Origin of the sequence: Streptacidiphilus sp. ASG 303 (assembly GCF_020991365.1) — a bacterium.
Classification (GTDB): Bacteria; Actinomycetota; Actinomycetes; order Streptomycetales; family Streptomycetaceae; genus Peterkaempfera.
On the sequence record NZ_JAJLRA010000006.1, the window covers coordinates 158168 to 173218 of the forward strand.

The 15051-nt window shown below is 74.7% G+C and carries 10 protein-coding genes; all 10 read left to right on the plus strand.

The window, feature by feature from the left end; genetic code table 11:
• Nucleotides 1-22 precede the first annotated feature (22 nt).
• A complete protein-coding gene (locus tag LO771_RS11145) occupies nt 23-1315 on the plus strand; it encodes a homoserine dehydrogenase (RefSeq protein WP_230650619.1) in 1293 nt (430 codons plus the stop codon).
• A 9-nt stretch (nt 1316-1324) separates the two neighbouring features.
• Nucleotides 1325-2416 (plus strand): threonine synthase, encoded by a 1092-nt coding sequence (gene thrC / locus LO771_RS11150; RefSeq protein ID WP_230650621.1) that lies wholly within the window; start codon nt 1325-1327, stop codon nt 2414-2416.
• 377 nt (nt 2417-2793) lie between these two features.
• Nucleotides 2794-3711 (plus strand): homoserine kinase, encoded by a 918-nt coding sequence (gene thrB, locus LO771_RS11155; RefSeq protein ID WP_230650624.1) that lies wholly within the window; start codon nt 2794-2796, stop codon nt 3709-3711.
• A 550-nt stretch (nt 3712-4261) separates the two neighbouring features.
• Complete coding sequence (rho, locus tag LO771_RS11160; RefSeq protein WP_230650626.1) at nt 4262-6397, plus strand: transcription termination factor Rho; 2136 nt, start codon at nt 4262-4264, stop codon at nt 6395-6397.
• Nucleotides 6398-6806: 409 nt separating this feature from the next.
• Nucleotides 6807-8633 carry a trypsin-like serine protease gene (locus LO771_RS11165; protein ID WP_230650629.1) on the plus strand — a complete coding sequence of 609 codons (1827 nt, stop codon included), beginning with the start codon at nt 6807-6809 and terminating at the stop codon, nt 8631-8633.
• 261 nt (nt 8634-8894) lie between these two features.
• Nucleotides 8895-10676, plus strand: coding sequence for a trypsin-like serine protease (locus LO771_RS11170; RefSeq protein ID WP_230650632.1), 1782 nt, complete (start codon nt 8895-8897; stop codon nt 10674-10676).
• Between the two features lie 228 nt (nt 10677-10904).
• On the plus strand, nt 10905-12365 hold the full coding sequence (locus tag LO771_RS11175) for an LCP family protein (protein WP_230650634.1): 1461 nt from the start codon (nt 10905-10907) through the stop codon (nt 12363-12365).
• Between the two features lie 199 nt (nt 12366-12564).
• Nucleotides 12565-12786, plus strand: a complete 222-nt coding sequence (gene rpmE / locus LO771_RS11180; RefSeq protein WP_230650644.1) for a 50S ribosomal protein L31 — start codon at nt 12565-12567, stop codon at nt 12784-12786.
• Between the two features lie 209 nt (nt 12787-12995).
• Nucleotides 12996-14072 (plus strand): peptide chain release factor 1, encoded by a 1077-nt coding sequence (gene prfA, locus LO771_RS11185; RefSeq protein ID WP_230650646.1) that lies wholly within the window; start codon nt 12996-12998, stop codon nt 14070-14072.
• Between the two features lie 69 nt (nt 14073-14141).
• On the plus strand, nt 14142-15008 hold the full coding sequence (gene prmC, locus LO771_RS11190) for a peptide chain release factor N(5)-glutamine methyltransferase (RefSeq protein ID WP_230650649.1): 867 nt from the start codon (nt 14142-14144) through the stop codon (nt 15006-15008).
• Nucleotides 15009-15051: the final 43 nt, after the last annotated feature.

The following is a 15051-nucleotide window of genomic DNA, read 5'->3' on the forward strand; positions in this document are numbered from 1 at the left end:
CGGACGACGAGAGCGGAGTCGGATGATGCGTACGCGGCCGCTGAAGGTGGCGCTGCTGGGCTGTGGAGTGGTGGGCTCCGAGGTCGCCCGCATCATGACGACGCACGCCGCCGACCTCGCCGCACGCGTCGGCGCGCCGGTGGAGCTCGCCGGCGTCGCCGTGCGCCGGGCCGGCCGCCCGCGCCCCGGCGTGCCCGGGCACCTCGTCACCACCGACGCCGCCGAGCTGGTCAAACGCGACGACGTCGACGTCGTGGTCGAGGTCATCGGCGGCATCGAGCCCGCCCGCGGCCTCATCCTCTCCGCCTTCGAGCACGGCGCCTCCGTCGTCTCCGCCAACAAGGCGCTCCTCGCCCAGGACGGCGCGGCCCTGCACGCCGCCGCCTCCGCCGCCGGGGCCGACCTCTACTACGAGGCCGCGGTGGCCGGCGCCATCCCGCTGATCCGCCCGCTGCGCGAGTCGCTGGCCGGGGACAAGGTCAACCGGGTGCTCGGCATCGTCAACGGCACCACCAACTTCATCCTCGACAAGATGGACTCCACCGGCGCCGGCTACTCCGAGGCGCTGGAGGAGGCCACCGCGCTCGGCTACGCCGAGGCCGACCCCACCGCCGACGTGGAGGGCTTCGACGCCGCCGCCAAGGCCGCCATCCTGGCCGGCATCGCCTTCCACACCCGGGTCACCGCCGCCGACGTCTACCGCGAGGGCATCACCGAGGTCACCGCCGCCGACATCCGCAGCGCCCGGCAGATGGGCTGCGTCGTCAAGCTGCTCGCCATCTGCGAGCGCTCCCGCGACGGCCGCGCGGTCACGGCCCGCGTCCACCCCGCGATGATCCCGCTCAGCCACCCGCTGGCCTCGGTCCGCGAGGCGTACAACGCGGTCTTCGTCGAGGCCGAGGCGGCCGGCCGGCTGATGTTCTACGGCCCGGGCGCCGGCGGCTCCCCGACCGCCAGCGCCGTCCTGGGCGACCTGGTCGCCGTCTGCCGCAACAAGGTCGCCGAGGCCACCGGCCCGGGCGAGTCCGCGTACACGGAGCTGCCGGCCCGCCCGATGGACGACGTCGTCACCCGCTACCACGTCAGCCTGGACGTCGCCGACCGCGCGGGCGTGCTCGCCCAGGTCGCCACCGTCTTCGCCGAGCACGGCGTCTCCATCGACACCGTCCGCCAGCAGGGCCGCGACGGCGACGCCTCGCTCGTGGTGGTGACCCACCGCGCCACCGACGCCGCCCTGTCGGCGACGGTCGACAAGCTCCGCGCGCTGGACAGCGTGCGCGACGTGGCCAGCACCATGCGGGTCGAAGGGGAGTAGGAGAGCAGCATGAACGCCGTCGTCGACAGCCCCCGGCGCCACACCCACCAGTGGCGCGGCCTCATCGAGGAGTACCGCGACCGCCTGCCGGTCACGGACGCCACCCCGGTGGTCAGCCTCCTGGAGGGCGGCACCCCCCTCGTCCCGGCGCAGCTCCTCTCCGAGCGCACCGGCTGCGACGTGTACCTCAAGGTCGAGGGCGCCAACCCGACCGGCTCCTTCAAGGACCGGGGGATGACCATGGCGATCTCGCGGGCCAAGGAGGAGGGCGCGCAGGCCGTCATCTGCGCCTCCACCGGCAACACCTCCGCCTCCGCCGCCGCCTACGCGGTGCGGGCCGGCCTGGTCTGCGCGGTGCTCGTCCCGCAGGGCAAGATCGCGCTGGGCAAGATGGGCCAGGCGCTGGTGCACGGCGCCCGCATCCTGCAGGTGGACGGCAACTTCGACGACTGCCTCACCCTCGCCCGCGGCCTGTCGGACAGGTACCCGGTCGCCCTGGTGAACTCGGTGAACCCGGTCCGCATCGAGGGGCAGAAGACCGCCGCCTTCGAGATCGTCGACGCGCTCGGCGACGCCCCGGACGTGCACGTCCTCCCGGTCGGCAACGCGGGCAACATCACGGCCTACTGGAAGGGCTACACCGAGTACGCGGCGGACGGCATGGCCGCCCGCCGGCCGCGGATGTGGGGCTTCCAGGCCGCGGGCTCCGCGCCCATCGTCGACGGCGCCCCCGTGCTGAGGCCGCAGACCGTCGCCACCGCGATCCGGATCGGCAACCCGGCGTCCTGGGACTTCGCCCTGGCCGCCCGGGACGAGTCCGGCGGGCTCATCGACAAGGTGACCGACCGTCAGATCCTCGCCGCCTACCGGCTGCTGGCCTCCCGTGAGGGCGTCTTCGTGGAGCCGGCCTCCGCCGCCTCGGTGGCCGGCCTGCTGCAGGCCGCCGAGCGCGGCCTGGTCGACCCGGGCCAGCGGATCGTCTGCACCGTCACCGGCAACGGCCTCAAGGACCCCGACTGGGCCGTCATGGGCGCGCCGCAGCCCGTGGTCGTGCCCGTCGACGCCGACGCCGCCGCGCAGCGGCTGGGCCTGGCCGGCTGACCCCCGGCCGGGCCGCCCGCCCCGCACCGGGACGCGGGCGGCCCGGCCGGCCCGGCGCAACCGGCCGGTCCACCGGACCGGCCGGGCAACACGGCGGACCGGGGCGCCGCAGGGTGTACCGCACCGGAAGCCCTCTTCGCTACCCTGGGAAGCGCCGGTGGCACAGTCCGCCGGTCCATGCCGTCCGCGCCCCGGCACCGGCGCGTGCCGCCCCGTCCGGACGGCGCGCGGCGTCCGGGCCGGCGCCCGGCACCGTCCGGACCCGCGCAGTGCCGGGTCCCGACCGGGCCCGCGGACGCCGGGCCCGCCCCGCGCGAGCGGCAGCCGGCCCCCCGCGGGCAGTCCAGCACCCACCGAGCACCAGGAGAGTCCACCGCATGGCCGGTCCCGCGTTCCGAGCCGCAGCCGTCCGGGTGCGGGTCCCCGCGACCAGCGCCAACCTCGGCCCCGGCTTCGACGCCTTCGGACTCGCCCTGGGGCTGTACGACGACGTCGTGGTCCGGGTCGCCGACTCCGGCCTCCACGTGGACATAGCGGGCGAGGGCGCCGACACGCTCGCCCGGGACGAGCGCCACCTGGTGGTGCGCTCGCTGCGCGCGGCCTTCGACGTGCTCGGCGGCCAGCCCCGCGGCCTGGAGGTGGTCTGCGCCAACCGCATACCCCACGGCCGCGGCCTCGGCTCCTCCTCCGCCGCCATCTGCGCCGGCATCGTCGCCGCGCGCGCGGTGACCATCGGCGGCCCGTCGGTCCTCGACGACGCCGGCCTGCTGGCGCTCGCCTCCGAGCTGGAGGGGCACCCGGACAACGTCGCCGCCTGCCTCCTCGGCGGCTTCACCGTGGCCTGGACGGACGAGGACGCCGCCCGCGCGGTCCGGCTGGAGCCCTCGGCCGACGTGGTGCCGGTCGTCTTCGTCCCGGCGACGCCGCTGCTCACCGAGACGGCGCGCGGCCTGCTGCCGCGGACCGTCCCGCACGCCGACGCCGCCGTCAACGCCGGCCGTGCCGCGCTGCTCGTGGAGGCGCTCACCCGGCGTCCCGGACTGCTGCTGCCGGCCACCGAGGACCGCATCCACCAGGACTACCGCTCCTCCGCCATGCCGGAGAGCGCCGCGCTGGTCGCCGCCCTGCGGGCGGAGGGCGTCGCGGCGGTCGTCTCCGGCGCGGGGCCGACCGTGCTGGCGCTCACCGACGACGGTGCCGCCGACAAGCTGGTCCGCTCCGCCGGCCCGGAGTGGGCCGCGCACCGCCTGGAGCTCGACCGGGACGGCGCGGCGGTACTGCCGCTGGAGGTCTGACGGCCGCCCGCGGGGAGGGGGCGGCGATGTCGCGGGACACGATTGGCGCACACGGGGTAGGGGAATGTTTGTTGGGTCCAGTAGTGTTAATCTCATGCGTGCACCAGGACCCCTCCGGGGACCGGTGCCGAGCGTCCCGATCCCGGCCCCCCGTCACGACGGGGTACACCGGAAGCCCGGGACCACGATTCTCCGGGAGCCTGCCTCACCGCGTACGCAGCCTGCCTGCGCGTGTACGGCCGCGTCCCGAAGCCGTGACGGTGCCCGGCCCCACACGCTCTAGGGGACGCCCGCAGCCGCCGGCCTCCACCTGAGGCCGCGCCCGGGGGTGTCGGGGACACCGCCGCGCGACGGGGGCCCGGAATCCAGAGCGGCACGGCGGCGCGGGGCCGACGCGTCCGGCCGGACCGCGCTGGCGCACCGCAGCCACCACCACCTTCAACCGCCACCCGGCGGAACACCGCCCCGGACCTGCACACCACGCAGGACGGACAGCACAACCGGTCGCCGAGCCAGACAGGCCGACGTCCGCTCCAGGGAAGGACCCTTCGTGAGCGACACCACCGATCTGATGGGCGCGCGCCCGGACGCCGATGCGCCGGACGCGGCAGCTGCCGCCCCCGCGCCCAAGCGTCGCAGGACCACGGGCTCCGGCCTGAACGGCCTGGTCCTGGCCGAGCTCCAGCAGCTCGCCTCCGGCCTCGGCATCAGCGGCACCGGGCGCATGCGCAAGAGCCAGCTCATCGACGCCATCAAGGAGAAGAACGGCGGCGACCCGCTGCTCGCCGGCGGGGAGGCCCCGGCCGCCCCGGCCGCGAAGCGCTCCGCCGCCCAGGCCAAGGCCGCCGCCACCGCCGAGGCCCCCGCCGAGAAGCCGGCCCGGCGCACCCGCGCCCGCGCCGTCGAGGCGGAGCCCGCGCAGCAGATCGAGATCCCCGGCCAGGTCGCGGGCGAGACCGCCGCGGCCGAGACCGCGGCCCCGGCCCGTGCCGAGCGGCCGCGCCGCCGGGCGACCTCGGCCGCCGGCGCCCCCGGCGCGGATGCCGAGGCCGTGCAGGAGGCCGTCGCCGAGCGCGCCGAGCCGGCCGCCGCGGTGGCCACCGAGACCCGGGAGCGTCCCGCCGAGGACGGCCGCCAGGGCGGCGAGGGCCGCCGCGAGCGCCGCGACCGCCGCGACCGGGGCGACCGCCCCGAGCGCCAGGAGGCGGGCGACGGCCAGGGCGGCCCCGACGGCCAGGGCGACCGCGAGACCCGCCGCGACCGGCGCAACCGCCGGGACCGCGACCGGGACCGCCAGGAGACCCGCCAGGACGGCGGCCAGCAGGGCGGCCAGGGCCGTGACCAGCAGCGGGACCAGCAGCGGGACCAGGGCCGCGACCAGCAGCGGGACCAGGGCCGCGACCAGCGCCGCGACCAGCAGCGCGACCAGCAGGACGACGACGACTTCGAGGGCGGCCGCCGGGGCCGCCGCGGCCGCTACCGCGACCGCAACCGCCGGGGCGGCCGCCGCGACGGCTTCGAGGGCGCGAACGAGCCGCAGATCGGCGAGGACGACGTCCTGATCCCGGTCGCCGGCATCCTGGACATCCTGGACAACTACGCGTTCGTGCGGACCTCCGGCTACCTGCCCGGCCCGAACGACGTGTACGTCTCCCTGGCCCAGGTCCGCAAGAACGGCCTGCGCAAGGGCGACGCGATCACCGGTGCGGTCCGCCAGCCGCGTGACGGCGAGCGCCGCGAGAAGTTCAACGCGCTGGTGCGCCTGGACTCGGTGAACGGCATGGACCCGGAGGCCGGCCGCAGCCGCCCCGAGTTCGGCAAGCTCACCCCGCTGTACCCGCAGGAGCGGCTGCGCCTGGAGACCGACCCGGGCGTGCTGACCACCCGGATCATCGACCTGGTCGCCCCCATCGGCAAGGGCCAGCGCGGCCTGATCGTCGCCCCGCCGAAGACCGGCAAGACGATGATCATGCAGGCGATCGCCAACGCGATCACCCGCAACAACCCCGAGTGCCACCTGATGGTCGTCCTGGTCGACGAGCGTCCGGAGGAGGTCACCGACATGCAGCGGTCGGTGAAGGGCGAGGTCATCTCCTCGACCTTCGACCGGCCCGCCGAGGACCACACCGTCGTCGCCGAGCTCGCCATCGAGCGCGCCAAGCGCCTGGTGGAGCTGGGCCACGACGTGGTGATCCTGCTGGACTCCATCACCCGCCTGGGCCGCGCCTACAACCTGGCGGCGCCGGCCTCCGGCCGCATCCTGTCCGGCGGTGTCGACTCGACCGCGCTCTACCCGCCGAAGAAGTTCTTCGGCGCCGCGCGCAACATCGAGAACGGCGGCTCGCTGACCATCCTCGCCACCGCCCTGGTGGAGACCGGCTCCCGGGCCGACGAGGTGGTCTTCGAGGAGTTCAAGGGCACCGGCAACATGGAGCTCAAGCTCGACCGCAAGCTCTCGGACAAGCGGATCTTCCCGGCCGTGGACGTCGACGCGTCCTCGACCCGCAAGGAGGAGATCCTGCTGGGCAGCGAGGAGCTGGCCATCGTCTGGAAGCTGCGCCGGGTGCTCCACGCGCTGGACCAGCAGCAGGCCATCGAGCTGCTGCTGGACCGGATGAAGAAGACCGGCAGCAACGGCGAGTTCCTGATGCAGATCGCCAAGACGACGCCGGGCTCGTCCGACTGACGCCCGCCGCCGCCCCCCGGAGCCCCCGGACCGCACCCGCGGTCCGGGGGCTCCGGCGTGTGCGGGCCGCGCCCGGACGGGGTGCGGCCGACGGGGGCGCCGGACGCCGGACGGGCCGTGCCTGACCGGGGGCGTCGGACCGGCAGGCCGCCGGACCGGCCGGCCGTGCCGCGGGCCGGCCGTGCCGCGGGCCGGCCGTGCCGCAACCGGACGATCCGGTCGTAACCGTTCGCAACCGGTCGGCGAACGTCTTGGGTCTGTCACAACACCGACCCCATCGGTCACGGCAGGTTTGGATGCCACTAGCATCACCGCGTCGGAAGTGAGCGCCGCCCGCAGGGCCGCCCACCGGCACACGTCTTCTGGCGCCCCCTGCGACGGGCGCCTCTCTTCTGCACCGGGAGACCGAGTGAACCCTGCTCAGCGCGCGTCCGGGAAGCACCGGATACGCCGGCACAAGCTCCCCGCCATCGCCCTCGCCACGGTCCTGGCGGGCGGCGGCGCCTTCGCCGCGTCCCAGGCCTGGGCCGGTTCGGACGCCGCCACCGGGCGACCCGTCGCCCATGCGGCCGCGGCCCCCCAGCGCCCCGTGTCCTACCTCGGCGAGCGCGTCATGAAGGCCCTCCACCACGGGAAGGTCAAGGGCCTCCCCTCGCCGACCGCGAGCCCCTCCGGCTCCCCCTCGCCGGGGTCGACCGGTTTCAGCCCCCGCATCATCGGCGGCACCTCCACGACCATCACGACCGCCCCGTGGATGGTCCAGCTCTGGTACTACGACGCGTCCACCGGCGACGGCTGGTTCTGCGGCGGCACCCTGGTGGCGCCCACCAAGGTCCTCACCGCCGCCCACTGCGTCGACGGCCTCGACTGGCACGACAACGGCGTGGTCGTCGGCGGCACCGCCGCGCAGTGGAACGGCACCAACGGCAAGGCCGTGCGCGTCTGGAAGCAGTGGCAGCACCCGTCCTTCAGCATGGACACCCTGCAGAACGACATCGCCGTCCTCACCCTGGACACCCCGCTGCCGTACACGACCGCCAAGCTCGTCGACGCCGGCGACACCGCGTCCTACGCCACGACCAACACCGGCACCGTCTACGGCTGGGGCCAGACCACCTCGTCGTCGTCCGGGGGCATCTCGGCCGACCTGCGCAAGGCCGACCTGCCGCTCGTCGACGACAGCACCTGCAAGCCCGCGATGGACAAGATCACGGACGACCCGACCACGCCGGCCGTGGAGTCCTACCTCGTCCCGGGGAAGATGTTCTGCGCCGGAAAGCCGGGCACCGGCAGCGAGACCACCACGGTGGCGAGCTGCCACGGCGACTCCGGCGGCCCGCTGATGGTCAACGGCCGGATCGCGGGCATCGTCTCCTGGGGCTCGGGCGACTGCATCACCGCGGGCGGCTACGACGTGTACACCAAGGTGGCCACCTACGCGACGGACGCGCAGGCCCAGATCACCGCCGCCGACGCCCCGAAGCAGAACGACTGGAGCCGCGACGGCAAGGCCGACCTGCTGGTCCGCACCTCCTCGACGACCGGCCAGTCCTACGCCTACCTCGGCGCGACCATGAAGTACCGGTGGTCCGCCGGCACCGGCTGGCAGTACTACAACAAGGTCGTCCAGACCGATCTCGACCGGGACGGCGCCACCGACCTGGTCATGCGCAAGTCCAGCGACGGCAGCCTCTACTGGCGCCACTACGACCTGTACAGCTACGCGTGGGTCAACACCAAGCTCGCCTCCGGCTGGGGCACGGTGCGCCAGATCGTGGCGCCCGGCGACCTGACCGGTGACGGCAACCCCGACCTGCTGAGCGTGGACAGCGCGGGCGCGGTCTGGGTGTACCCGGGCAAGGGGACGGGCTCCTTCGGCTCCCGCTTCCAGGTCGGCTCCGGCCTGCAGGGCCTGAGCCAGCTGGTGGGCCACGGCGACTTCACCGGCGACGGCAGGCCCGACCTGGTGGGCCGCACCTCCGCCGGCGCGCTCTACCTGTACCCGGGCGCGGGCGGCGGCAAGTTCGGTGCCCGCAGGACCCTGAGCACCAGCGGCTTCGCCTCGGCCAACGCGCTGGCCGCGGTGGGCGACGTGAACGGCGACGGCAAGGCCGACCTGCTGATCCGCTTCACCACCGGCTCCCTCTACCTGTACCCGGGCAACGGCAACGGCACCTTCGGCGCCAAGGTCCAGATGGGCACTGGCAGCTTCGGCTCCGCCGCCATCCTCGGCTGACCCCGCCCCCGCGCGACCGCGCCCCCGCCCGGAACCACCGGGCGGGGGCGCGGTCGTGTGCTTTTGGGGGAGAAGGTTCCCGGAAAACTTCCGGATTCTGTCACAGTCCGCCCGCCTGTTGACCATGGTCCGTCCACGCACCACTAGCATCTGCCTGTCGGACGTGAGTGCCGTGATCGAACCTTCGATCGGCAGCCTGCCGACTGATCCGTGCGGACGCCCTCAGGGGGAGGGCGTCGCCTCTCTCCCACAGGAGAATCAGTGAATCCTGCTCAGCGCGGGTCCGGCATGCGCCGGACCCGCCGGAACAGACTCGCCACCGTCGCCCTCGCGACGACGCTGGCGACCGGCGGCGTTGCCGCCGTCAGCGACGCGTGGGCCGGGACCACCCTCCCGGCGGACGCGTCCACCACGGGGACCCTCGGAACCCCGGCCAAGGCCGGGCAGAGCCGCACCGACGGCTCCTCGCTCGCCGCGCGCCTCCGCGCCGCCGCCCGCAAGGGCGTCGTCGGCAGCGGCCGCCCCGGTGCCCCGAAGCTGCCGACGGGGGGCATCAGCCGCATCATCGGCGGCACCCCGATCTCCATCGGCAGCGCTCCCTCCATGGTGCAGCTGTGGTACCTGCTCGACGACGGCACCGCGATGTTCTGCGGCGGCACGCTCGTCGCGCCGGACAAGGTGCTCACCGCCGCCCACTGCGTCGCCGGCCTCGACTGGAAGTCGAACGGCCTCGTGTTCTACGGCACCTCCACCCTCGCCGACCCGAACGCCACCCCGGTGGGCGTGTGGCGGCAGTGGAGCCACCCGTCCTTCCACGGCAACACCCAGGACGACCTCGGCAACGACGTTGCGGTCCTCACCCTGGACCAGCCGGTCCGGATGCCGACCACCAAGCTGGTCGCCGCCGGCGACACCGCCTCGTACGCGCCCGGCACCACGGGCACCGTCTACGGCTGGGGTCTGACGACGGGCGCCGACGACCCCAACGCCGACCTGTCGCCGCAGCTGCGCCGGGCGACCCTGCCGGTCGTCTCCGACTCGGCCTGCGCCACCGCCATGAACAGCCTGCCGGACACCAAGGGCTACTTCGCGGCGGGCAAGATGTTCTGCGCGGGCAAGCCGGCCAGCGGCACCACCGCCGGCACGCTCAGCAGCTGCCACGGCGACTCCGGCGGTCCGCTGGTGGTCAACGGCCGCATCGCCGGCATCGTCTCCTGGGGCGCGCCGGACTGCGTGGAGAAGGGCGGGTACAGCGTCTTCACCAAGCTGAGCGCCTACACCGCCACCGCGCTGGAGCGCATCACCGACACCGACTTCACGGGCGACGGCAAGGCCGACCTGCTGGTGCGCACCTCCAGCGGCCAGGGCTACGTCTACGAGGGCGCCACGATGCGCTACCGGGCCTCCACGGGCACCGGCTGGAACAGCTTCAACAAGGTCCTGCAGACCGACCTCGACCGGGACGGCGTCAACGACCTGATCGAGCGCGGCACCAACGGCTCCCTGTACCGCGAGTACTGGACGGGCAGCGACTGGACCGTGGCCAGGCTCGCCACCGGCTGGGGCACGGTGCGCCAGATCGTCACGCCCGGCGACCTGACCGGCGACTACCTGCCGGACCTGCTCACCGTCGACAGCGCGGGCAAGGTCTGGGTGTACCCGGGCAAGGGCAACGGCTCCTTCGGCTCCCGCTTCCAGGTCGGCTCCGGCCTGCAGGGCCTGAGCCAGCTGGTGGGCCACGGCGACTTCACCGGCGACGGGAAGGCCGACCTGGTGGGCCGCACCTCCGCCGGCGCGCTCTACCTGTGGCCGGGTGCCGGCAACGGCAAGTTCGGCGCCCGCAGGACCCTGAGCAGCAGCGGCTTCAAGTCCGCCAACGCGCTGGCCGCGGTGGGCGACGTCAACAACGACGGCCACGCCGACCTGCTGATCCGCTTCACCAGCGGATACCTGTACCTGTACCCGGGCAAGGGCAACGGGTACTTCGGCGCCAAGATCCAGATGGGCACCGGCAGCTTCGGCTCCTACACCCTCCTCGGCTGATCCGGGCCCCGGCCGGTCCGGGACCCGCGGCACGGCCGCGACGGCTGCCGACACGACTGCTCCGGCAGCCGTGTCGGCGGCCGTTCCGCTGCCGCCCCCCTTATGCTCGATATCCACCCATCGGGTGCATTGCGGGCGAAAAGGGAACCGCGGAGGAGGCGCAGGACGTCCCACCCCCGAGCACTCCCGCGCACGTGCGGGCGGCGTACCGAGGACGGACCCAGCACCATGGCCGAGCAGCGGAAGGACCAGCCGCCGACCCCCTCCGGGAGACCCGGCCGCCGCGGCCTGCGGACGGCCGGCCTGGCGCTCGCCGCCGTGCTCCTGGCCGGCGCCGGATTCGGCGGCTTCGCGTACTGGAAGCTCAACCGCAACATCACCGGTGTCGACGTCGACTCCCTCCTCGGCAGGGCCAGGCCGCCCGCGTCCACCAACGGCGACTTCAACATCCTGCTGCTCGGCTCCGACTCGCGCGCCGGGGCCAACCACGCCAAGGCCGGCGGCTCCGACGACGGCACCGCCCGCTCGGACACGGCGATGGTCGTGCACGTCGAGCGCGACCACCGGCACGCCTCCGTGGTGTCCGTGCCCCGCGACGCCCTGGTCGACCGCCCCGCGTGCACCAGGCCCGACGGCACCGTCGTGCCGGCCGCCCCTCGCACCATGTTCAACAGCGCCTTCGAGGTCGGCGGCGCCGCCTGCGCGGTGAAGACGGTGGAGGACCTGTCCGGGCTGCGGATGGACCACTTCGTGGAGATCGACTTCGCCGGTTTCGCGGCCTTCGTCGACGCCATCGGAGGCGTCGACGTCACCACCACGGTCGACATCAGCGACCGGCAGAGCCACCTCACCCTGCCCCGCGGCACCCACCACCTGGGCGGCGACCAGGCCCTGGCCTTCGTCCGCACCCGGCACGGCGTCGGCGACGGCAGCGACCTGGGCCGGATGGAGCTCCAGCAGCAGATGGTGCGGTCGATCCTGGCCCGGGCGAGGAGCGCCGGCCTGCTCACCGACCCGGTCAGGCTCTACCGGGTCGCCGACACCCTCACCCGGTCCGTCACCGCCGACACCGACCTGGCGTCCGTCAACGCCCTGGTCGGGCTCTCCCAGACGCTCAGGCACCTCGGTCCCGGCGACCTCTCCCTCGCCACCATGCCGGTCCGCCGCGCGCCCGCCGACCCCAACCGGGTGGTGGCGGACGAGCCGCTGGCGGGGAGGCTCTGGGCGGCCCTCAAGGACGACCGGCCCATCCCGCCGGAGGTGCTGCGGCGGCAGCCCGCCAACCCGGCGACCTCCGTGCCGCGGCCCGCGTCCGCCGCCCCGTCGGCGCCCGGTGCGTCCTCGCACGCCTCCCCCGCGCACGTGCCCTCCGCGCACGTGCGGCCGTCCCCCGCGCACCCGTCGCCGGCCCGCACGGCCCCGGCCCGGGCCGCCGCCACGGCGCACCCCGGCGCCGGCCGCACCCACCGGCCCGCGCACCGCCCGGAGCCGGCCCGCGCCGCCCCCGACGCGCCCGGCGCACCCGGTCCGGCGGAGGCCGGTCCGCCCCCGTCCGGCCAGTCCGCCCCCGACCGGCCCTCCCTCGGCCGGCCCGCGGACGCCTCGCTCCCGTCCGACCCCCCGCCGGACGACCCCGCCCTGCCGGACCCCGTCGATCCGGCCGCCCTGCGGGCGTACCCGGACCGCTGACCCCCGCCGCGCCCCGGTGCGGCCCCCCGGGCCGGCGTCCCGTGGCGGCGCCCCGGGGCGGGGGCCGCGGCAGGAATACCGGGGGCCCCGCCCCGGTTTGGGAAGATGCAGCCGGTCCTGGCAGACTGGTACGTCGGTCCCGGTTCACGCACGGCACCAGCCGTACGACCCGGTGCCCTCCCGATCACTAGGAGAACCCTTGAAGCGCGACATCCACCCCGAGTACGTCGTCACGCAGGTGACCTGCACCTGCGGTGCCGAGTTCACCACGCGCAGCACCGCCAAGGACGGCGTCATCCGTGCCGACGTCTGCTCGCAGTGCCACCCCTTCTACACCGGCAAGCAGAAGATCCTCGACACCGGCGGCCGCGTCGCCCGCTTCGAGGCCCGCTTCGGCAAGCAGCACGCCGTCAAGAAGTAGCGACCTCTCGGCGCCGGCCGGGCGCCCCCGCAGCCTCGCGCTGCCGGGGCCTGCCCGACCGGCGCCGTTCGCGTCCCCCACGCCCCGCAGCACACCGCACCGCGCACCGCACCACCAGCGCACCGCACCCCAGCACACCGCACGGCGGAGACCGCACGGCGGACCACCCCCACCGCAGGACGCCGGCCCCCGGGAAGAAGGCCCCACCCATGTTCGAGGCAGTCGAGGAGCTCCTCACCGAGCACGCCGTCCTCGAGGAGAGGCTGGCCGACCCGTCGGTCCACGCCGACCAGGCCAACGCCCGGAAGCTGTCCAAGCGCTACGCCGAGCTCACCCCGATCACCCAGGTCTACCGCGCCTGGCGGCAGACCGGCGACGACATCGCCACCGCCCGCGAGCTCGCCGCCGACGACCCGGACTTCGCCGCCGAGGTCAAGGAGCTGGAGCACCAGCGCGAGGAGCTCACCGAGCGCCTGCGGCTGCTGCTGGTCCCGCGCGACCCCAGCGACGACAAGGACGTGATCCTGGAGGTCAAGGCCGGCGAGGGCGGCGAGGAGTCGGCCCTGTTCGCCGGCGACCTGCTGCGGATGTACCTGCGGTACGCCGAGCGGGTCGGCTGGAAGACCGAGATCATCGACGCCAACGCCTCCGACCTCGGCGGCTACAAGGACGTCCAGGTCGCCGTGAAGACGCGGGGCGCCACCGAGCCCGGCCAGGGCGTCTGGGCCCGGCTGAAGTACGAGGGCGGCGTCCACCGGGTGCAGCGGGTGCCCGCGACCGAGTCGCAGGGCCGCATCCACACCTCCGCCGCCGGCGTGCTGGTCACCCCGGAGGCGGAGGAGGTCGAGGTCGAGATCGGCCCCAACGACCTGCGGATCGACGTCTACCGCTCGTCCGGCCCCGGCGGCCAGTCGGTCAACACCACCGACTCCGCGGTGCGCATCACCCACCTGCCCAGCGGCATCGTGGTCTCCTGCCAGAACGAGAAGAGCCAGCTCCAGAACAAGGAGCAGGCCATGCGGATCCTGCGCTCCCGGCTGCTGGCCGCCGCCCAGGAGGAGGCCGAGCGCGAGGCGTCCGACGCCCGCCGCAGCCAGGTCCGCACGGTGGACCGCTCCGAGCGCATCCGCACCTACAACTTCCCGGAGAACCGCATCTCGGACCACCGGGTGGGCTACAAGGCGTACAACTTGGACCAGGTGCTCGACGGGGACCTGGACGCCGTGATCCAGTCCTGCGTGGACGCCGACGCCGCGGCCAAGCTCGCCGTGGCCCAGGAGAGCTGACCGCCGCAGCTCCGGGGCACCGGACGCCGCCCGCACACCGTGAAGCCGCAACACCCTGAAGGGGGCCGGATGAACCTGCTGCTCGCCGAGGTGGCCCAGGCCACCCAGCGGCTGGCCGCGGCCGGCGTGCCGTCGCCGCGGTTCGACGCCGAGGAGCTCGCCGCGCACATCCACGGCGTCAAGCGCGGCCGGCTGCACACCGTCCCCGACGCCGACTTCGACGCCCGGTACTGGGAGGCGGTGGCCCGGCGCGAGGCGCGCGAGCCGCTGCAGCACATCACCGGCCGCGCCTTCTTCCGCTACCTGGAGCTCCAGGTCGGGCCGGGCGTCTTCGTGCCCCGGCCGGAGACCGAGTCCGTCGTCGGCTGGGCGATAGACGCCGTCCGGGACATGGACGTCGCCGAACCGCTCGTGGTGGACCTGTGCACCGGCTCCGGCGCCATCGCCCTGGCGATCGCCCAGGAGGTGCCGCGCAGCACCGTCCACGCCTTCGAGCTGGACGAGGACGCCCTGGTGTGGACGCGCCGCAACGTCGACGCCAGCCCCGACCGGGCCCGGGTCACCCTGCACGCGGGCGACGCCACCCGCGCCTTCGAGGACGACCCCTCCTGGAGCGGCCGCTTCGACCTGGTCATCAGCAACCCGCCGTACATCCCGCTCACCGAGTGGGAGTACGTCGCCCCCGAGGCCCGCGACCACGACCCGCAGCTGGCGCTCTTCTCCGGCGAGGACGGCCTCACCGCCATCCGCGGCATCGAGCGGGTCGCCGCCCGGCTGCTGCGGCCCGGCGGCGTGGTCGTCGTCGAGCACGCCGACACCCAGGGCGGCCAGGTCCCGTGGATCTTCAGCGAGGACCGCGGCTGGACCGACGCCGCCGACCACCGCGACCTCAACAACCGCCCCCGCTTCACCACCGCCCGCAGAGCCGTGCCGTGACCGGCGGGCCGCGCGGGGCCGCCCGGGCCTGAGCCCGGCCCCC

Coding starts and splice junctions, on each gene's coding strand:
- thrC (WP_230650621.1), top strand. CDS start 1,325: ATGAACGCCGTCGTCGACAGCCCCCGGCGCCACACCCACCAGTGGCGC.
- LO771_RS11175 (WP_230650634.1), top strand. CDS start 10,905: ATGGCCGAGCAGCGGAAGGACCAGCCGCCGACCCCCTCCGGGAGACCC.
- prmC (WP_230650649.1), top strand. CDS start 14,142: ATGAACCTGCTGCTCGCCGAGGTGGCCCAGGCCACCCAGCGGCTGGCC.
- LO771_RS11145 (WP_230650619.1), top strand. CDS start 23: ATGATGCGTACGCGGCCGCTGAAGGTGGCGCTGCTGGGCTGTGGAGTG.
- thrB (WP_230650624.1), top strand. CDS start 2,794: ATGGCCGGTCCCGCGTTCCGAGCCGCAGCCGTCCGGGTGCGGGTCCCC.
- prfA (WP_230650646.1), top strand. CDS start 12,996: ATGTTCGAGGCAGTCGAGGAGCTCCTCACCGAGCACGCCGTCCTCGAG.